12 protein-coding genes are annotated in these 18,845 nt (G+C 60.7%); 2 read left to right on the forward strand and 10 right to left on the reverse strand.

Annotation, left to right across the window (positions count from 1 at the left end):
• Positions 1–55: 55 nt before the first annotated feature.
• On the reverse strand, positions 56–1,306 hold the full coding sequence (locus ACB035_RS17000) for a valine--pyruvate transaminase (protein ID WP_371167768.1): 1,251 nt from the start codon (positions 1,304–1,306) through the stop codon (positions 56–58).
• Between the two features lie 293 nt (positions 1,307–1,599).
• Here ACB035_RS17000 and ACB035_RS17005 point away from each other — a divergent pair, with 293 nt between their 5' ends.
• On the forward strand, positions 1,600–1,833 hold the full coding sequence (locus tag ACB035_RS17005) for a hypothetical protein (protein WP_371167769.1): 234 nt from the start codon (positions 1,600–1,602) through the stop codon (positions 1,831–1,833).
• Here the strand turns inward: ACB035_RS17005 and ACB035_RS17010 are convergent.
• A complete protein-coding gene (locus ACB035_RS17010) occupies positions 1,763–2,587 on the reverse strand; it encodes a helix-turn-helix transcriptional regulator (protein ID WP_371167770.1) in 825 nt (274 codons plus the stop codon). The two genes, ACB035_RS17005 and ACB035_RS17010, sit on opposite strands and share 71 nt — an antisense overlap.
• A gap of 92 nt (positions 2,588–2,679) precedes the next feature.
• Here ACB035_RS17010 and ACB035_RS17015 point away from each other — a divergent pair, with 92 nt between their 5' ends.
• Complete coding sequence (locus ACB035_RS17015; protein ID WP_371167771.1) at positions 2,680–3,807, forward strand: multidrug effflux MFS transporter; 1,128 nt, start codon at positions 2,680–2,682, stop codon at positions 3,805–3,807.
• Positions 3,808–3,811: 4 nt separating this feature from the next.
• Here ACB035_RS17015 and ACB035_RS17020 read toward each other — a convergent pair whose 3' ends face one another.
• The 8 genes from ACB035_RS17020 to ACB035_RS17055 all read right to left on the reverse strand — a co-directional run bounded on the left by ACB035_RS17020 (position 3,812) and on the right by ACB035_RS17055 (position 18,833).
• Positions 3,812–4,495 (reverse strand): response regulator, encoded by a 684-nt coding sequence (locus tag ACB035_RS17020; protein ID WP_047439862.1) that lies wholly within the window; start codon positions 4,493–4,495, stop codon positions 3,812–3,814.
• Positions 4,496–4,553: 58 nt separating this feature from the next.
• Positions 4,554–7,142, reverse strand: coding sequence for an ATP-binding protein (locus ACB035_RS17025; RefSeq protein WP_371167772.1), 2,589 nt, complete (start codon positions 7,140–7,142; stop codon positions 4,554–4,556).
• Between the two features lie 126 nt (positions 7,143–7,268).
• A complete protein-coding gene (locus ACB035_RS17030) occupies positions 7,269–7,796 on the reverse strand; it encodes a potassium-transporting ATPase subunit C (protein ID WP_371167773.1) in 528 nt (175 codons plus the stop codon).
• A 62-nt stretch (positions 7,797–7,858) separates the two neighbouring features.
• Positions 7,859–9,916, reverse strand: a complete 2,058-nt coding sequence (gene kdpB, locus ACB035_RS17035) for a potassium-transporting ATPase subunit KdpB (RefSeq protein WP_047439857.1) — start codon at positions 9,914–9,916, stop codon at positions 7,859–7,861.
• Between the two features lie 67 nt (positions 9,917–9,983).
• Positions 9,984–11,678: a potassium-transporting ATPase subunit KdpA gene (kdpA, locus tag ACB035_RS17040; RefSeq protein WP_371167774.1), complete on the reverse strand. Its 1,695-nt coding sequence runs from the start codon at positions 11,676–11,678 to the stop codon at positions 9,984–9,986.
• 562 nt (positions 11,679–12,240) lie between these two features.
• Positions 12,241–13,590: a glutathione-disulfide reductase gene (gene gorA, locus ACB035_RS17045; protein WP_371167775.1), complete on the reverse strand. Its 1,350-nt coding sequence runs from the start codon at positions 13,588–13,590 to the stop codon at positions 12,241–12,243.
• A gap of 76 nt (positions 13,591–13,666) precedes the next feature.
• Positions 13,667–15,634, reverse strand: coding sequence for an ATP-binding protein (locus tag ACB035_RS17050; protein WP_371167776.1), 1,968 nt, complete (start codon positions 15,632–15,634; stop codon positions 13,667–13,669).
• Positions 15,635–15,752: 118 nt separating this feature from the next.
• Complete coding sequence (locus ACB035_RS17055) at positions 15,753–18,833, reverse strand: multidrug efflux RND transporter permease subunit (protein ID WP_128815628.1); 3,081 nt, start codon at positions 18,831–18,833, stop codon at positions 15,753–15,755.
• Positions 18,834–18,845: the final 12 nt, after the last annotated feature.

Here is an 18,845-nt window from a genome sequence, read left to right on the forward strand (position 1 = left end):
AAACAATAAAGGCCTGCATCTGCAGGCCTTTCTGTTTTTGGCTGGCCGGACTGACTTAGCCGGCGTAGAGGGCGTTGATCTCGTCGGCCAGAATGGCGATGCCACTGCGCACCAGCTCCTCGCTCTGGGAGTAGTTGAGGCGGATGCACTCCTGGCTGTGGCGCCACTCGGGGTCATCGATACCGGGGAAGAAGTAGTGCCCCGGCACGATCAGCAGGTTCTTCGCCTTCAGTCGCTCGTACAGCTCCTGACAGTGGATCGGCAAGCCTTCAAACCAGAGCCAGAGGAAGAGGGCCCCTTCCGGTTTATGAATGTGAAAGCGCGGGTCGGGGATCGCTTCGCGCAGCAGCTGCACCGCCAGCTCTGCCTTTTGCTGATAGAAGGGTTTCACCACCTGTTCGCTGAGGGTGATGATATCGCCGCTCTCGATCATCGGGATGGTGATGGCGGGCCCCAGACTGCCCGGCGCCAGATTGATGATGCCGCTCAGGTTGGTGATGGCCTGGATGATCTTCTCGTCGGCGATGACGATGCCGCAGCGGGTGCCCGGCAGGCCCAGCTTGGAGAGGCTCATGCAGAGGATTGTGTTGGCGTTCCAGAACGGCTTGGCTTCGCTGAAGATGATGCCCGGGAAGGGGACGCCGTAGGCGTTGTCGATCAGCAGCGGGATTCCCTTGTCGCGGGCGATCTGATCGAGATGTTCGATCTCTTCATCGGTCAGCACATTGCCGGTGGGGTTGGTTGGGCGGGAGACGCAGATCACCCCGATATCGTCGCCCACCTGCAGGCTCTCGAAATCCACGTGGTATTTGAACTGGCCATCGGGCAGCTTCTCGATGGTGGGCTTGTAGGCTACGAAGTAGTCGTCGGCCAGCGCTGAGTCGGCATAGCCGATGTATTCGGGGGCGAGCGGGAACAGCACCTTCTTCTTGCGGCCATCGGCAAATTCGCCAGCCAGCAGGTTGAACAGGTAGAAGAAGGCATTCTGACTGCCGTTGGTCAGGGCGATATTGCGGGCCGAGATATCCCATCCCAGCTCCTTGCTGAGCAGGGCGGCCAGCGCTTTGGTGAACCTGTCTTTGCCCTGGGGGCCGTCGTAGTTGGCCATCGCTTTGACCAGCTCGCCGTTGTCGAGCAGGCTCTTGGCCTCGGCCTGAAAGCGTTCCAGCATGGCGGGGATGGGGGCCGGATTGCCGCCACCCAGCATGATGGCGTCCGGATTGGTCAGCCCCTGATTGAGGTCATCCATGAGTTGGGTAATACCGGCGTGGCGAGTGAACTTCTCGCCGAACAAGGAAAATTCCATTCAGTGACAGATCCAGATTTGAGTTACGGGGATGTAGCACCATAGCTCAGTTTAAAAGCGGGTGTCGATCAAAAAGATGGGACGTTCCACGTGAAACATGGTGCAAAAATCAAGCGTGGTTAAAAGCACCAACTGTTGGTTTAAAAATGACCGAGCGGAATGCATTTTGCGACTCAATTTGGTATCGAGATATAGTTAATTTAAACAAAATCATCATGTTATGAATTGCGTGAGGATTGGCACAACTATTGGAATAGCTATCTGGTCATCTCAACCATACCGGAGCAAACCAGATGAAAAGCCTGATCGCTACCCTGATTGTGAGTGTCCTGAGCCTGAACGTGATGGCCAACGAAAACCCGTGGCCCGAGCTGGAGAGTGCCCAGCTGGAGCAAGATGTGCAGAGCGAGTTGCAACAGGCATCCCACGCCGTGATGCAGGATGCGCTGCACAATCTCAAGCCGCTGGCGCTGGATACCCTGGTGGTGGAGGCGAGCCAGGCTGTGGCGACTCACCCCGAGAGTTGAGGTAGCGCAGGGGGGTCTGTCCCGTATGTTGTTTGAAGAAGCTGATGAAGGCGCTGTCGCTGGAGAACTCCAGCGCAGCGGCAATCCGGCTGATGGGCTCGCTTTCTGCCAGCAGCTCCATGGCGCGCAACAGCCGCCACTGCTGACGCCACGCCTGATAGCTCATGCCGGTCTCCCGCATGAAGATGCGGCCAATGGTCTTGTCACTGGCACCCACCCGTTCGGCCAGCCGGTTGAGCCGATCGGGCAGTGCATCCCCCCGCTTCAACTGCTGTAGCCAGTCGCCCAGTCTGGGATCGGTCGGCAGCGGCAACTGCCACGACTCCCGTGGCGCCTGCCCCAACTCCTCCATAAACAGTGCCACCGTCCGTTGCTGCTGCTCTTGCGGTTTGTCCCACGGCCAGAGCGCCATCCGTTCGATCAGTTCGTGCAGCAGCGGATTGACCGCCAGCACCTCCACCGTGCCGGGCAACTCGGGGTGTGGTTGGAAGTAGAGGGAGCGGTAGGCCACCACACCGCGCATCAAGATCCTGTGTTCGGTGCCTGCAGGCAGCCAGGCGGCGCGGGTGGGCGGCAGCAGGCAGACCCGACCTTCCAGCTCCATGGTCATGCAGCCGGATTGGGCGAACAGCAGCTGATGGCGCTGATGTTGATGCTGGCCCGAGTCGTGCCAGCCGAGGGCGGAGGCAATGCCGATCACGCTGCCCGTCAGCTGGTCGGGGTCAAAAGGGTGATCGGGAAGAATAAAGGCCATATGTCCGATTTTTGATGTTTATAGTCCTGCTTATTGTAATCAGACAATCGGCATCTCTCTAGAATGGCGACCTCTTGTGAAGGAGGTTTGTCATGAACAACAAGTTGCCACCGCTCTGGCTGGTGGTGGGATTGATGATGTTTCCCCAAATAGTGGAGACCATCTACAGCCCGGTCCTGACCCACATCGCCAGCCAGTTTCAGGTGAGCGAAGGGCAGGCATCCCAGACCCTGTCGCTCTATTTTCTGGCGTTTGCGGTGGGCGTGGTCTGCTGGGGGCGGCTCTGCGATCTGATCGGGCGGCGTCCCGCCATGCTGGCGGGTCTGCTCACCTATGGTGTCGGCACCCTGCTGGCGCTGTTGGCCAACCAGTTTGAAACCCTGCTGCTGGCCCGGATCATCTCGGCCTTTGGCGCTGCGGTGGGATCCGTGGTGACCCAGACCATGCTGCGCGATAGCTATCAGGGGAGCGATCTGGCGCGGGTCTTCTCGGTGATGGGCATTGCGCTCTCACTCAGTCCGGTGCTGGGGCTGCTCAGTGGCAGTCAGCTGGCGAGCTGGTTTGGCTATCTCGGGGTGTTCAGCGGTCTGCTGATACTGGCGGTAGGCTTGCTGCTGGTGACCTGCTGGCAGTTGCCGGAAACCCGTCCGGCCACCACCCGGCAAGTCGAACTCTGGCCGCTGGCGTGCCGGATGATGAAGGATGGTGGGCTCTGGCGCAGTGCCATGCTGGTCGCCTTGTTCAACACCATGCTGTTTGGCTACTACAGTCTGGCCCCATTCCTGTTTGCCGGATTGGGATTGAGCACCGGCGAGTTTGGCTATTCGGGGATCTTGCTGGCGCTGGCGACTCTGCTCGGCAGCCTGCTCAACAAGCATCTGCTGGGGAGAGGGTGGCTGCCGTCCTCTCTGGTCAGACTGGCTTGCGCTCTGGCGCTGGTTGCCGGGCTGCTGGTATGGGTGACTCAGGGCAACCTCTGGTTCCTGTTGCCCATGATGGGAATCGTGGTGGCCTATGGGGTGGCGATCCCCAATGTGCTGAGTCAGGCGCTGCTGGCCTATCGCGAGGTGGCGGGCAGTGCCGGCGCCCTGTTCGGGCTTGGCTACTACCTGCTGCTCAGTCTGGGGTTGGCGGTGGCGGCCGGATTGCAGGATCTCGGCCTGTTGCTGAGTGGCTGCGGTCTGCTGGCGCTGATTTGCTGCGGGCGCCGTTCCACGTGAAACATCAGTTGCCGATAAAGCGGTAGCCGATACCTGATTCGGTCTCGATAAGCGTCGGTTGCTGGGGGTTATCCCCCAGCTTTTTGCGCAGGCTGGCGATGACGATGCGCAGGTAGTGGGTGTCCTCCTTGTGGCTCGGCCCCCAGATGTCGTTGAGCAGCTGGGTCTGCATCACCAGCTTGCCGGGGTGGCACACCAGCGCCTGCAACAGGGCGAACTCCTTGCGAGAGAGGGGGATCTCCTCCTCCTTCATGGTCACCTTGTGGCTGCTGACATCAAGCGTCAGGCCGCATTGGGGGAAGTGGCGCCGCTCGCCGCTGCTGACGCCAGCCCGCTGGCGCAACAGCACGCGAATGCGAGCCATCATCTCGCCGATGCCGAACGGCTTGCTCATGTAGTCGTTGGCGCCGGCATCCAGCAGCCGCACCTTCTCCTGCTCCGAATCGCGGGCCGACAACACCAGCACAGGATTGGGGTGATGCTCGCGAATGGCCTGCAATACCTGAATACCATCGCCATCCGGTAGACCGAGATCGAGGATCACCAGATCGGGATTGAGGTGGCGATACTGCTCCAGCCCTTCATTGACCCCCACCGCCTCACTCACCTGATGCCCCTCGGCAATCAGGCTGATCCGCAGAAAGCGACGGATCGCCGCTTCATCATCTATGACCAGAATGTGCGCCATCTAACCTCCAGAGGTGAATGGTGGGAGGGGCTGAGTGACCCGAGCTGGCGGTCAGCCATCAGACCTCCGGTGAATTGAGGGCTAGCGGCAGAGAGATGCGCATGCAGGTGCCGTTGCCATTGGGGCCGGAGAAGGCCCAAATCTTGCCGCCGTGGGCCTCTATCATAGCGCGGGAAATGGCGAGGCCAAGCCCGGTGCCACGGCTGCCGCAATCGCCCACCGGCTGGGTGTAGAAGAGATTGAAGATCTTCTCCCGATCCGACTCGGCGATACCGACCCCGATATCGATGATGTCGATGATGAGGTCGGGTTCGGCCACCATCACCTTGAACTCGATGGGGGTGCCAGCCGGCGAGTAGCGGGAGGCGTTGTCGAGGATATTGACCAGCACCTGCTCGATCAGGGCGCCGTGCACATAGAGCTGGGGCACATGCTGATCGAAATGGACCAGCAGCTTGTGCTGGCGCCAGGAGGATTCGAGCCGCTTGCGGGCGCTCTCCACCAGATCCGCCAGATCGACCCAGTCCCGTTTCAGCTGGAAGTCGGGGGAGCCGATACGAGTCATATCCAGCAGATTTTGCACATAGCTGTGGAGGCGGCGCGCCTCCTCCTGCACCGAGTGGAGCAGTTCGTCGCGGTCTTCGGCGGGGATCCGGTCACCATATTCCAGCAGGGTGCTGCCAGCCCCCATGATGGTCGCCAGCGGCGTCTTCAAATCGTGGGAGACCGAGGAGAGCAGGGCGGCGCGCATCCGGTCGGTCTCCGCTTGCAACTGACTGTCGGCCAGCCGCTCGTTGAGGTCGATCCGCGCCAGCGCGGCGCGAATATCGGTGAGCAGCGCCTGCAGCTGATGCTCGGCGGAGGAGGAGAGCGGATTGGCCAGCGTTATGCCGATCACCAGATCGTCGCTGAGATGGTGATACTGGGCCTCGGCAGCATTGAGGGTGGCGGTGTGGGCTCCGGCGCTCTGCTTCTGGGCCAGACACCAGTCGATGGCCGCCTTGTCGGTCTGGCCGGGCCTGTGCTTCTCGTTGCCGAGCCGATCGTTGAACTCTTTGTCGATCACCACGGTCGGCTGGCCGAGCGCCAGTGAAATGGCCTGGGCACCTTGTCTGAGCACCTCCTCCGGGCTGCTGGCAGTGGCCAGCCCCTGACTGAGGGAGAGCAGGGCATTGCCCAGCTGCTGGGTCTCGCGCAGACCGATCAGCTGTTGCCGCTGGCGGGAGGCGAGGCGTCCCGCGGTCATGCCGACGATAAGCAGCACAAACAGGGTGAGCAGGTCGCTGTGGTTGGCAACGCTCAGGGAGAAGTAGGGGGCGGTGAAGAGCAGATTGTGGGCGATAAAGCCCAGCACCGCCGCCAGTGTGGCGGGCACTAGACTGGTGGTGAGGGCTGTCGCCAGCACCCCCAGTACAAAGATGAGCGGCAACGCTGCTGGCGGCAGCCAGTAGGAGAGGCCCCAGGCGGCGGCCGAGGTGATCCCCATGATGGTCACCGCCAGCAGGCTGTGGTGAATATCCTTCGGGGTCGGGACGCGCATCCCCACTTCGGGCTTCTGCTTCTCGGTATCGACCAGGGTGATCTCCAGCCCCTGTGCCTGCTTGAGCAGGTGCTGCACCAGCGAGCGACGCCACGGCGCCTTGTGCGGTTTGCCGAGCAGCAGTTGGGAGACCTGCTGCTGTTCGGCGGTCTCCAGCAGGGTGTTGGCGACCGCCGGGCTGGATAGCGTCAGCACCTTGGCACCGAGGTGGGAGGCGAGCGCCAGCGCCTGCTCCACATCGGCCGAGCGGCGGCCATTGCTGTCGACATGCACTACCAGCCAGGGGAGTTGGCGGCGCTGGGCAAAGCGGTGACCGTAGCGCACCAGGGCCGCGCCGTGCTGATCGCCGAGGCAGACCATCAGCTTGCCCCGCAGCGGCAGTGTGGTCTTGCCGGCGGCCTGCCACTGCAATTGCAGATCCCCCTCCACATGGCTGGCGGCAGTCTGCATCGCCAGCTCCCGCAATGCGGTGAGGTTGTTGAGGGAGAAGAAGGATTGCAGTGCCGCCTTGGCCTGATGGGGCACATAGACCTTGCCCTCCTTGAGGCGGCCGAGCAGCTCCTTGGGGGGCAGGTCGATCAGCACCAGACTGTCGGCTTCCAGCAGCACCTGATCGGGCAGGGTCTCTTTCACCCTGACCCCGGTCAGCTGCCACACCAGATCGTTGAGGCTCTCCAGATGCTGCACGTTGAGGGTGGTGTAGACGTCAATCCCGGCGTTCAGCAGCTCCTCCACATCCTGCCAGCGCTTCTCGTGGCGGCTGCCGGGGGCGTTGCTGTGGGCCAGCTCGTCCACCACGGCGATGGCCGGTTTGCGGGCGAGCAGGCCGTCGAGATCCATCTCTTCCAGTCGCTGCTGGCGGTGCATGTGGATCTTGCGCGGCATGATGGCGAGCTTGTCGAGCAGGGCCAGGGTCTCCTGCCGGCCATGGGTCTCCACCACGCCGATCAGGATGTCGACCCCCTCTTTGGCCTGTTCCCGCACCGCCTGCAGCATGGCGTAGGTCTTGCCCACGCCGGGAGCGGCCCCGAGAAACACCTTCAGCTTGCCCTTGTGCTCCTGTTCCAGGCTCGCCAGCAGGGCGTCGGCCCTTACCTCATCACGCATCCCCATGCTCCTGCATCAGATTCGCCAGCAGGGCGTCGGCGCTTGCTACATCAGCCATTGTTATCCCTATCGAGCCAACCGCCCGTTTCGAAAATCGAGGTCATCACCAAACCGGAATGGGCGCCATCAGGCGCCCTTTTTATGATCCAGTTGCAGATTCAGCTGGAGAATGTTGACCACCTGCGGGCCAAGGATACCAGCTTGTGTGGCCGACTTGACCAGCTCCGTCAGTTGGGCGGGATCCAGTCCACGTTCTTTGGCGACGCGGTCGACCTGAGCCAGCACCGCATCCAGTGGCAGGTGGGGATCGAGGCCAGAGGCGGAGCGGGTCAGCATGGCGGGGGAGCTGGTTCCCGGCTGTGCCTTGGCGGCCTGTTCGGCAAACTCAGCCCGCAGCGGTGAGCTCATCCCCAGATTGCTGGCGCTGCCGCCTATGGTGTTGAAGTCGCTGGCGGAGGGACGGGGATGGAAATAGTCAGCCCGCTCGAATTTCTGCCCCAGCAGGGCGCTGCCGATGAGCTGTTGTTTGCTGTCGGTCAGCTGGCTGCCGTTGGCCTGCCAGGGGAAGAGCAGCTGGGCCAGCCCGGTCACCGCCAGCGGATAACCCACTCCCAGCAGCAGGGTCAGGGTCAACAGGGTTCTGATTGCTATCATGATTCTCTTGCTCCAAATGGATGGCAGGGGATGCGGGTCTGACCCGCATCCCGATTATGTCGTTACACCAGACCCAGGCCGGTAATGACCAGATCGATCAGCTTGATGCCGATAAACGGCACCAGCAGGCCACCGACACCGTAGATCAGCAGGTTGCGGCGCAGCAGGCTGGCGGCCGAGCCTTTCAGGTCGACACCACGCAGTGCCAGCGGCACCAGCGCCACAATGATCAGGGCGTTGAAGATGATGGCCGACAGGATGGCGCTCTGCGGGCTGCCCAGCTGCATCAGGTTCAGTGCCCCCAGTTGCGGGTAGGCGGCGATGAACAGGGCTGGCAGGATGGCGAAGTACTTGGCCACGTCGTTGGCGATGGAGAAGGTGGTCAGGGCGCCACGGGTCACCAGCAACTGTTTGCCGACCAGCACCACATCCAGCAGCTTGGTGGGGTTGGAGTCGAGATCCACCAGATTGCCCGCCTCCTTGGCGGCCTGGGTGCCCTCGTTCATGGCCAGACCCACGTCAGCCTGCGCCAGTGCGGGCGCATCGTTGGCGCCGTCACCGCACATGGCGACCAGACGGCCATCGGCCTGCTCCTGCCGGATGTAGGCGAGCTTCTTCTCCGGCGTCGCTTCGGCGATGAAGTCATCCACCCCGGCTTCGGCGGCGATGGCGGCGGCGGTTTTCGGGTTGTCGCCGGTGATCATCACGGTGCGGATCCCCATGTGGCGCAGGATCTGGAAGCGAGCCTTGATACCGGGCTTGATGATGTCCTTGAGGTAGACCACCCCCAGCAGTTTCTCCTGAGTGCAGACCAGCAGCGGAGTCCCACCCTGACGGGCGATGCTGTCGACTGACTTGAGCACCAGCTCAGGTACCGCCTTGCGGTCGAGGCTGAGGTAGTTCAGCACGGCATCTACCGCCCCCTTGCGATATTGATGACCGTTGCGATCCAGTCCGCTCAGCCGGGTTTCGGCGCTGAAGGGGATTACCTTGTCGCTCTCCAGCTGGCTCGGCTTGGCCATGCTCTTGCTGGCCAGAGTCAGGATGGATTTGCCCTCCGGGGTGTTGTCACCCAGCGAGGCCAGCATGGCGGCTTGTGCCAGCAGGGCGGGGTCGACGCCCGGTGCCGGGATCAACTCGTCGGCCATCCGGTTGCCGAAGGTGATGGTGCCGGTCTTGTCCAGCAGCAGGGTGCGCACGTCACCGGCCGCTTCGACGGCACGGCCAGACTTGGCGATGACGTTCAGCTTCACCAATCGATCCATACCGGCAATACCGATGGCGGAGAGCAGGCCACCGATGGTGGTCGGGATCAGGGTGATGAAGAGGGCGATCAGGTAGAGGCGCGGTACCTGGGTGCCGTTGTAGTCGAGGAACCAGGGCAGGGTGGCGACCACCAACAGGAAGATCAGGGTCAGGCCCACCAGCAGGGCGTCGAGCGCCATCTCGTTGGGGGTCTTCTGGCGCTTGGCCCCTTCCACCAGTGCGATCATCCGATCCAGCGTACTTTCGCCCGGATTGTTGCTGACGCGCACCCAGATCTCGTCGGAGACGACCGTCGTGTTGCCGGTCACGCCGCTGCGGTCGGTGCCCGACTCGCGGATGACGGGGGCGGATTCACCGGTGATGGCCGCCTCGTTGACCGAGGCGATACCGGCGACCACTTCGCCATCGGCCGGGATCATCTCGCCGCTGCGTACCAGCACCAGGTCCCCCTTCATCAGGCTGGTGGCGGGTACCCATTCGCCCTGACCATCTTTTGCATTAGCTACCCGGCGGGCCTTGAGCTGGCTCATGCCCGCCTTCAGGCTGTCGGCGCGAGCCTTGCCGCGTCCCTCGGCCAGGGTTTCCGCGAAGTTGGCAAACCAGAGGGTCAGCCAGAGCCAGGCGGTCAGCTGCCAGGCCAGCGAGGGGGCGACGCCGGAGAAAGGCTGCCCCAGCAGGGACTCCACGGTCGCCATGACTGCGGCCAGCCAGAGGGTGAACAGGATGGGACTGCCAAACAGCGCCTTGGGATTGAAGCGATAGAGGGCCTCAACCATTGCCTGGATGATTTGTGATTTCTGTTTTTTGCCCTTCACCAACATGGTGTCAGTGCTCATTGCAGTGGACTTGCTCATTGGAAAGCTCCCAGCATCAGATAGTTGGCCATTGGCATCCGGATGGTGATCGACAGGGTCAGGTTCATCAGAATGCTCCTCCGATCAGACTCAGATGTTCGGCCACCGGGCCCAGTGCCAGCACCGGCAGGAAGGAGAGGCCACCTATCAGCAGGACGGTGATGATCAGCAGGGTAACGAACAGCGGGCCGCTGATGGGGAAGTCCCCTTCGCTTGTCTCCTGACGGGGCGCGCGGGCCAGCTGACCGGCGATGGCCAGTACCGGAATGATGTAGCCGAAGCGACCGAGCAGCATGGCCAGACCGATGGCGATGCACTGCCAGTTGTCACCGGCGGCAAAACCGGCGAAGGCGGAGCCGTTGTTGCCGGCAGCCGAGGCGTAGGCATAGATGAGGCGTGACAGACCGTGCGGGCCATCATGGCCGATGATGGTGCTGGCATCCGGCATCAGCAGGGTGACACCACCGATCACCAAAACACCGACCGGCATGACCAGCATGCTGGCGACGACCCACTTCATCTCGGTGATACCGAGCCGTTTGCCCAGATAGGTCGGGGTGCGTCCTATCATCAGGCCGCACAGGAACACGGTCAGCAGTACGAACAGCATCATGCCGTAGATACCGGAGCCGACCCCGCCGAAGATGACCTCACCCAGCAGCATGTTGATCATGCCCACCATGCCGCCGAGCGGAGTAAAGCTGTCGTGCATAGCGTTGACGGCACCGTTGGAGGCGGCAGTAGTCGCCACTTCCCAGATGCTGGAGAGCACAGGGCCGAAGCGGCTCTCCTTGCCTTCCCAGTTGCCAGCCATGTTGCTGGCGTCAGTGGTGAGCTGGGCGAGGGCGGGATCCGGTTTCAGCTCCTGGGAGAGGGAGACGAAGAGCCCCAGCACCAGCATGAGGGTCATGGCACCGAGAATGGCGCGACTGTGGGCCATATCCTTCACATAGCGGCCCAGAGTAAAGACCATGGCGGCGGCGATGGTGAGCAGGGCGACCATCTCCAGCCAGTTGGATAGGGCGGTCGGGTTCTCGAACGGGTGGGCGGAGTTGATGCCGAAGAAGCCACCGCCGTTGGAGCCGAGCTGCTTTATGGCAATTTGTGAAGCTGCCGGGCCGAGGGGCAGCAGCTGCTCCTGACCTTCCACACCGTGGAACGGCAGATAGGCGGAGAGGCTTTGCGGCACCCCTTGCCACACCAGCACCAGCGCCATGATCAGCGCGATGGGCAGCAGCACATAGAGGCAGAAACGCACCAGATCCTGCCAGAAGTTGCCAAGGTTGATGGTCTGCTGGCGGGCGATACCGCGGAACAGGGCAATGGCGACGGCGGCGCCCGTCCCTGCGGAGACGAAGTTCTGGGTGGTCAGGCCCACCATCTGGCTGAAGTAGGAGAGGCTGGCCTCACCGGAATAGGCTTGCCAGTTGGTGTTGGTCATAAAGCTGACTGCGGTGTTGAAGGCGAGTTGCCAGCTCAGACCCGGCAGTTGTTGCGGGTTGAGGGGCAGCAACCCCTGCGCCATCAGGATCAGGAACAGCAGACCGAAACCGGCGCCGTTGAAGGCCAGCAGGCTGAGGGCGTAGGACTTCCAGTCCTGCTCCCGCCCATCGGTGCCACAGCAAGCCAGTGTGGCGCGCTCGACCGGTGCCAACCAGCGGATTTTGCCTTCAAATACCCGGTAGATGTAGTTACCCAGCAGCGGTGCCGGCAGCAGAACCAGCAGCACGAAGGCCACCGGATAGATTATTTCTTGCCACATGTTCTAGTTCCTCACTCGTGGTCACGGTGCGTCAGGGCACGCATTGGATTGCTCACGAGGCTCGGCAGTTTGCTGGCCACCGGGTAGATAATTTCTTGCTGCATATAGGTAGTCCCTCACTCGTGACTGCGCGTGAGTGCGCGCATCAGATAGGCCATCAAGGCGAGGACGAGCAGCAGATATAGCCAATTCATATCGACTCCATTGAGATAATTAGCTGCGAGAGCCGATGTAAGACCATATCGACTCTGTTGGTGTCATTGACGCTGGAAAGGGTATGTAAAACAGGCGTAAAGGCGCCATAAAGCGCCATGTGGCAGGCGTAAAATCGGCGTAAAGAACGACGGATTTGCGAGAGAAATAGCGAGGAGGGATCAAAAAACCCGGCCTGAGCCGGGTTTGGGGGAAGGGGTTACATGGCTGTAGAAGCAGGCTGCTCGTGACAGGCCAACTTCAAACGTACCTATCGCATTGTCACGAACTCTTCAGCACTGGTGGGATGAGGCGTGGGAACGCAGTTGTTGAAGTTGGCCTGATAATGACAGGCCTGCTTCAAACGTGCTTATCGCATTGTCACGAACTCTTCAGCACTGGTCGGATGGATAGCCACGCAGTTGTCGAAGTCCGCCTTGGTGGCACCCATCTTCATGGCGACGCCGAAACCTTGCAGGATCTCGTCCATTGCAAAGCCGATACCGTGCAAACCGACCACCTTCTCTTCCGGGCCGACACAGACCAGCTTCATCCGGGTGGGCTGGCGATGCTGGGTCAGTGCCGAGTACATGGCGGTGAACTGGCTGCGATAGACCTTCACCTGGTCCTCGCCGTATTCGGCGATGGCTTCAGGTTCGGTCAGGCCTATGGTGCCGATGGGCGGGTGGCTGAACACCACGGTCGGCACCAGATCGTAGTTGAGGTGCTCGTTCGGCTTGTTGTTGAACAGCCGTTCGGAGAGGCGACGGCCCGCAGCGACGGCCACCGGGGTGAGCTGGATGCGACCCGTGTTGTCACCCACCGCATAGATGTTGGCGACGGCGGTGTTCTGGAACTTGTCGGTCGGGATAAAGCCCTTCTCGTCCAGCGCGATGCCTGCGGCAGCCAGATTGAGGTTGTCGGTAGCCGGTACCCGGCCGATGGCCCAGATCAGGCAGTCAACGGTGAGGTGGCGACCATCTTCCAGTTGCAGGGTCAGGCTGTTGTCAGCGTTTTTGAGCACGGCTTTGGGAATGGCGTGGATGTGCAGCTTGGGCCCTTCCTGCGCCATGATTTCGACCAGTGTCTCGTGGATCATGGGGTCGAAGTTGCGCAGCGGCGCGTGCTTGCGCACCACCAGATGGGTCTCTGAGCCGAGCGCCTGCATCACCCCTGCGATCTCGACTGCGATGTAGCCCGCACCCACTACGGCAACCCGCTTGGGTTGGCTTTGCAGATCGAAGAAACCGTCGGAGTCGATACCCAGCTCGGCACCCGGGATCGCCGGAATTTCCGGGCGGCCACCGGTAGCGATCAGGATATGATCGGCCGTGTAGTGCTCGCCATTAACCTCGATGGTGTTGCTGCTGACGAAGCGGGCGAAGCCCTTGATGACGGTGATCTGGTTCTTGCCCAGCACGTTCTGATAGGACTGGTGAATGCGGCCGATGTAGGCCTGGCGGGACTCGACCAGCTTGGCCCAGTTGAAGTGGTTGAGGGTGGTGTCAAAGCCGTAGTCGGCGCCATATTTCAGGGCATCGGCGATCTGGCCTGCATACCACATAGCCTTCTTCGGTACGCAGCCTACGTTGACGCAGGTTCCACCCAACTCTTTGGCTTCAATCAGGGCAACTTTCTTACCGTACATGGCAGCCCGGTTGGCAGAAGCAATACCGCCGCTGCCGCCGCCGATGGCGATATAGTCAAAATGCTGTGCCATTGCGAGGTTCTCCGCTCATTAAGAATGCAATCACAGCATGATGGGGATAAAGCGGCTGGCTCACAAGAGCCAGCGCTCAGTTATGTTGGATCGGCAGGCGAATATGGAACTGGGCGCCCTGGCCCGGTTCGCTGGCACAGCTGATACGGCCTTTCAGCAGTTGCACCACCAGGTTGTAGATGATGTGGGTGCCCAGACCGCTGCCGCCCTGACCCCGCTTGGAGGTGACGAAGGGATCGAAGATTCGCGGCAATATTTCGGGCGGGATGCCGCGGCCATTGTCAGAATAGTCGATAAACAGCTCCTCTCCCTGCTGTTCCACCTTGATGGTGATCTTCTTCGGTTTATCCCAGCTGTCGAACCCGTGGTTGATGGAGTTGAGGATCAGGTTCGAGTAGATCTGGGTAAAACTGCCCGGGAAGGAGAAGATCGACAGCTTGGGATCGCACTGGATATCCACTTCGCACTGGCTCTTCTTCAGTTTGTGGCCAAGCGAGACCACCACCTGATGGAGATTGTCGGCGAGGCTGAAGTTGTAGCGCGCTTCCGATGACTGGTCGACAGCCACCTGCTTGAAGCTGGCAATCAGCTCGGAGGCGCGCCGCAGGTTGCTCTGCAGTAGCTGCATCGATTCGTCGAGGTTGACGGTAAACTCGTTGAGATAGGAGCGCGACAGCTGCTTGGAGTCGATATGGGACTTGAAGTCGGCGACCCGCTCCTGCAGGTAGGAGGAGGCGGTCACGCTGATGCCGATCGGAGTGTTGATCTCGTGTGCCACCCCGGCCACCAGCGAGCCGAGGGAGGCCATCTTCTCGGACTCCACCAGGGTCTGCTGGGCCTGTTTCAGGTCGTCGTACGCCTTGCCGAGCTGGTTGTTGGCTTCACTCAGGCTGCGGGTACGCTCCACCACCTTGCCTTCCAGCTGTTCGTTGAGCTGGATAATCTCCCGCTCGACCTTTTTCAGCTGGGTGATGTCGTAGCCGAAGCCGATCTGGTACTTGAGGTTGGGACCATCGTAGAAGGGGACGAAGGTCCATTGCAGTACCAGCTCATGGGCCTGCTGGTCATGCATGATGACCTCTTTGTCAGCCAGTGAACCTTCCGCCGCCAGAATATCGTTCAGCTCTTCCCGTTGCGCCGGGCTGACAAAGAGATCCAGCCAGTTGTGCTGCAACAATTCTTGCTGGTGGTAGCCGGTCAGCAGTATGGCTGCCGGGTTGATGCTGGCGATGGTCAAATCCGGTTCCATGCAGCAGATGACCATGTTGGCGGAGTTGATCAGGGTGGCGGAGAAGTCCCGCTCCTTTTGCAGCTGTTCGACCGCCTGATGGCGGGCAACCAGCTCGTCACGCAGCCGGGTACGCATCTGGTTGAGGGTGGATACCAGGGTATCCAGCTCATCGGGTTTCTTGCGTGGCTGCGGGCGGCCTTCCAGCTCCAGCGCCATGTCGAGCCGATCGAGGTTGAACTTCTGGGCGTAGTTGGCGATGCGGTTGATGTGCCTGACCACCAGATAGTAAATGATGATCAGGATGCAAAATGAGACCACCAGGGTCTTGATGGTCTGGCTGACCATGATCAGCACCGATTTTTCGATGAGGCGCTGGTAGATCTGTTCGAGAGAGGCGGCAACGAACAGCTTGCCGACGATTTCACCCTGATAGGTGAGGTTGAATTCGCGGGAGATATCATAGCTTTCCCGCTCGACCCCCTGGGTCAGCAGCGGGACTTCGGAGTTGCCAAGCATCTCCTTGACCATCACGAACTGCATGTTGGGCAGGTTCATGATCCCTTCAATTTGCACTTTGACCTGCTCTTCATCCAGGTTCCACAAGCTGGCGGCGATGGGTTGCAGGAACGAGGCCTCGATCTGGCCGATGCTGTCTTCGATGACGGCGACATCCTTGCGGTAATCCCACGCGAGTTGCAGCGCCGTAATGATCATCGCCAATACGGTACTGCAGACCAGAATGTAGGAGAGCAGGCGATATGAGAGTCCGTTGTGGCCTACGGCCCTGGCGGTCTTGGTGAAGAGTCCTGACATGGCGTCCTTGCGGTCTGGATGTGGTGTTTTTTAGTTTAACTGCTTCATGCACTTATGTCGTCTTTCCTGCGAAGCATAAAAAAGGCCCCGATACGGGGCCTTTGCATGTGATTGATGATTAATGTCCACCGTTTGCTTTGGGCGGAATGGTTTCATCGAATACCGGCAAGGGTTTGTGCTCGGAAGCCAGATAGGTGTAGATCACCGGCAGCACGAACAGAGTGAACAGGGTGCCGATGGCAAGACCTGCCACGATGACGATACCGATACTGAAACGCTGTGCCGCACCGGCGCCAGCGGCGTAGAGCAGCGGGATCAGGCCGGCAATCATGGCGGCCGTGGTCATCAGGATCGGACGCAAACGCACCTTGGCAGCCTGCATCACGGCTTCCATCCGGTTCATGCCGCGCAGCAGCTGCTCTTCCTTAGCTACTTCACAGATCAGGATACCGTGCTTGGTAATCAGACCCACCAGGGTGATGAGGCCCACCTGGGAGTAGATGTTCATGGTCGCCAGTCCCCATGCCAGGGCAATCAAGGCCCCGCTGATGGCGAGTGGTACAGAGACCATGATGACCAGCGGGTCACGCACCGACTCGAACTGGATTGCCAGCACCAGGAAGATGATGGCCAGTGCCAGCGCGAAGGTGGCATAGAGCGCATTGCCTTCGGTGACAAACTGACGGGCTTCACCCATGAAGTCGTAACGATAGCCTTGCGGCAGCTTCTCGTCTGCGGTGGTCTGGAACCAGTTGATCGCATCACCCATGGCCACGCCCGGAGCCGGAACGGCGCCGATGGTGGCGGAGTTCAGCTGGTTGAAGTGGGGTAGGGCGCGGGGCTCGCCAACCACTTCAATACTGATCAGGCTGCCGAGCGGGATCGACTTGCCATCTGCGGCCCGCACGTAATAGCCCTTGATGGACTCCGGATTGAGACGGTATTTGCGCTCGACCTGCGGGATCACCTCGTAGGAGCGGCCATCCAGGTCGATACGGTTGACGTAACCGTCCGCCATCATGGTGCCCATGGTGATTCCGATATCCTGCATGGTGATGCCGTAGGCACCCGCCTTGTCCTTGTCGATGCGGATCTTCATGGTGGCGGAGTCGTAGTTCAGATCGAGATCCGAATAGACGAACTGACCGTTACTCTGCGCCGCTGCCAGAATTTCACCGGCCACCAGGAACAGGCTTTCGAAGCTGTTCGGGGTGGTGATGACGAACTGGATAGGCAGACCACTCGATGCACCCGGCAGTTCCGGGAACTGGAAGGTGGTGATTGCCATACCCGGGATGTCTTTCACCAGATTGGCAACCCGATCCAGCACCTCTTTCTGGCTAGCTTCACGCTGGCTCCAGGGCACCATGGAGGCGATACCGAACGCCTGGTTGGCGTTGAACACCCCCGAGAAGACCTGGGAGAAGGCGATCTCGGGCTGGTCGTCCAGGATCTTGTTCACATCCGCCATGGTGTTTTCGATGTAGTCCAGGTTGGCGTTGGACGGTGCGGTACCCAGCACGGCCATTACCCCCTTGTCCTCTGACGGTGCCAGTTCGCTCGGGATAAACTTGAACAGCAGCGGCAGGCTGGCGAAGACGATGACGGCGAACACCACGATGACGGGGCGCTTTTTCATCACGGCGTGCAGCATGCTGTCGTAGCGATCGGTCATCCGTTCCAGCAGGTGGTGGACTGTGCTCTCGAACTTGCCCGGCTGCTCGTTGGCCTTGAGCATCTTGGAACACATCATCGGGGACAGAGTCAGGGCGATGATGCCCGAGACGAACACGGCGCCAGCCAGCGTCAGGGCAAACTCCTTGAACAGGGAGCCGGTGATACCACCCATCAGGGCGATAGGCGCGTATACCGCCGCCAGGGTGACCGTCATGGCGATAACCGGCACCGCAATTTCACGGGTACCGATAATGGCGGCCCGGAACGGTTCTTCCCCCTCCTTGATATGGCGGTCGACGTTCTCCAGCACCACGATGGCGTCATCCACCACCAGACCGATCGCCAGCACCATCGCCAGCAGGGTCATCAGGTTTATCGAGAAGCCGAACATATCCATCATCATCACTACGCCGATAAGACTGAGCGGAATGGTGATGATCGGGATGATGACCGCGCGGAACGAACCGAGGAACAGGGTGATGACCACCAGAACGATGGCGGCTGCCTCCAGGATGGTCTTGATAACCTCGTGGATGGACTCGTTGATCGCCACTGTTGAGTCATACATCACGTTGAGACGCATGGTGCTCGGCATATTGCGCTCAAGGCTCGGCAGCAACGCCAGCACATCGTGGGCGATGTTGATGGGGTTGGCTGTCGGCGCAGCGTTGACCGCCATGACCACTGCTTCGCGGCCGTTGGCGCTGGCACGATAGATGTCGTGGCTCTTCTCGAGGGTCACCTTGGCAATGTCGGAAAGGCGGATCACCTTGCCGTCACGGGTAGCAACAACCAGACGCTTCAGCTCGTCGACATCCTTGACCTGGGTCTCGGCGTTGCCGTTGAACAGGGTGAAGTAACCGGTCGCCTGACCTGTCGCGGACTGATAGTTGTTGCTGTTGAGCACCGTCATCACGTCACTGGCAGTCAGGTTGAAGGCCGCCATCTTGGCCGGATCCAGCCATACCCGCAGGGCAAACTCGACACCGCCGTAGAGGTCAACCTTGGAGACCCCGCCGACAGTAAAGAGCTGCGGCTTGATAACCCGCTCCAGATAGTCGGTGATCTGGCTGGAATTGAGCTCCGGGCTGGTAAAGCCGAGGTAGAGCACCGCCGTGGTTGAACCGGTGGAGGAGGTGACCGACGGGTCTTCCGCCTCTTTCGGCAACTGGGATCGCACCGAGTTCACCTTCGCCAGGATGTCGGACAGCGCGGCGTTGGGGTCGGTGTTGAGCTTCATGTACGCAGTGATGGTGGAACTGCCCAGCTGGCTGGAGGAGGTCATGAAGTCGATGTTGTCGGCTTGCGCGACCGCCTGTTCCAGCGGCTGGGTGATGAACCCCTGGATCAGATCAGAACTGGCGCCATAGTAGCCAGTGCTGACGGTGATCACCGTGTTGGTCACCTCGGGGTATTCCCGTACCTGCATCTTGAAGATGGCCTGAAAGCCCAGCAAGGCGATCAGGAAGCTGAGCGAGATCGCCAGCACAGGCCGTTTTATAAATATGTCAGTAAATCGCATCGCAGATCTCCG

This window comes from Aeromonas sp. S12(2024) (assembly GCF_041402305.1).
In the GTDB taxonomy this organism is placed as follows: Bacteria; Pseudomonadota; Gammaproteobacteria; order Enterobacterales; family Aeromonadaceae; genus Aeromonas; species Aeromonas veronii.

What these genes read in the sequence shown, in the direction of transcription:
- ACB035_RS17055 (WP_128815628.1), bottom strand. Translation starts at nt 18,833, where the DNA reads ATGCGATTTACTGACATATTTATAAAACGGCCTGTGCTGGCGATCTCG.
- ACB035_RS17020 (WP_047439862.1), bottom strand. Translation starts at nt 4,495, where the DNA reads ATGGCGCACATTCTGGTCATAGATGATGAAGCGGCGATCCGTCGCTTT.
- kdpA (WP_371167774.1), bottom strand. Translation starts at nt 11,678, where the DNA reads ATGTGGCAAGAAATAATCTATCCGGTGGCCTTCGTGCTGCTGGTTCTG.
- ACB035_RS17005 (WP_371167769.1), top strand. Translation starts at nt 1,600, where the DNA reads ATGAAAAGCCTGATCGCTACCCTGATTGTGAGTGTCCTGAGCCTGAAC.
- gorA (WP_371167775.1), bottom strand. Translation starts at nt 13,590, where the DNA reads ATGGCACAGCATTTTGACTATATCGCCATCGGCGGCGGCAGCGGCGGT.
- ACB035_RS17015 (WP_371167771.1), top strand. Translation starts at nt 2,680, where the DNA reads ATGAACAACAAGTTGCCACCGCTCTGGCTGGTGGTGGGATTGATGATG.
- ACB035_RS17050 (WP_371167776.1), bottom strand. Translation starts at nt 15,634, where the DNA reads ATGTCAGGACTCTTCACCAAGACCGCCAGGGCCGTAGGCCACAACGGA.
- kdpB (WP_047439857.1), bottom strand. Translation starts at nt 9,916, where the DNA reads ATGAGCAAGTCCACTGCAATGAGCACTGACACCATGTTGGTGAAGGGC.
- ACB035_RS17000 (WP_371167768.1), bottom strand. Translation starts at nt 1,306, where the DNA reads ATGGAATTTTCCTTGTTCGGCGAGAAGTTCACTCGCCACGCCGGTATT.
- ACB035_RS17010 (WP_371167770.1), bottom strand. Translation starts at nt 2,587, where the DNA reads ATGGCCTTTATTCTTCCCGATCACCCTTTTGACCCCGACCAGCTGACG.
- ACB035_RS17030 (WP_371167773.1), bottom strand. Translation starts at nt 7,796, where the DNA reads ATGATAGCAATCAGAACCCTGTTGACCCTGACCCTGCTGCTGGGAGTG.
- ACB035_RS17025 (WP_371167772.1), bottom strand. Translation starts at nt 7,142, where the DNA reads ATGCGTGATGAGGTAAGGGCCGACGCCCTGCTGGCGAGCCTGGAACAG.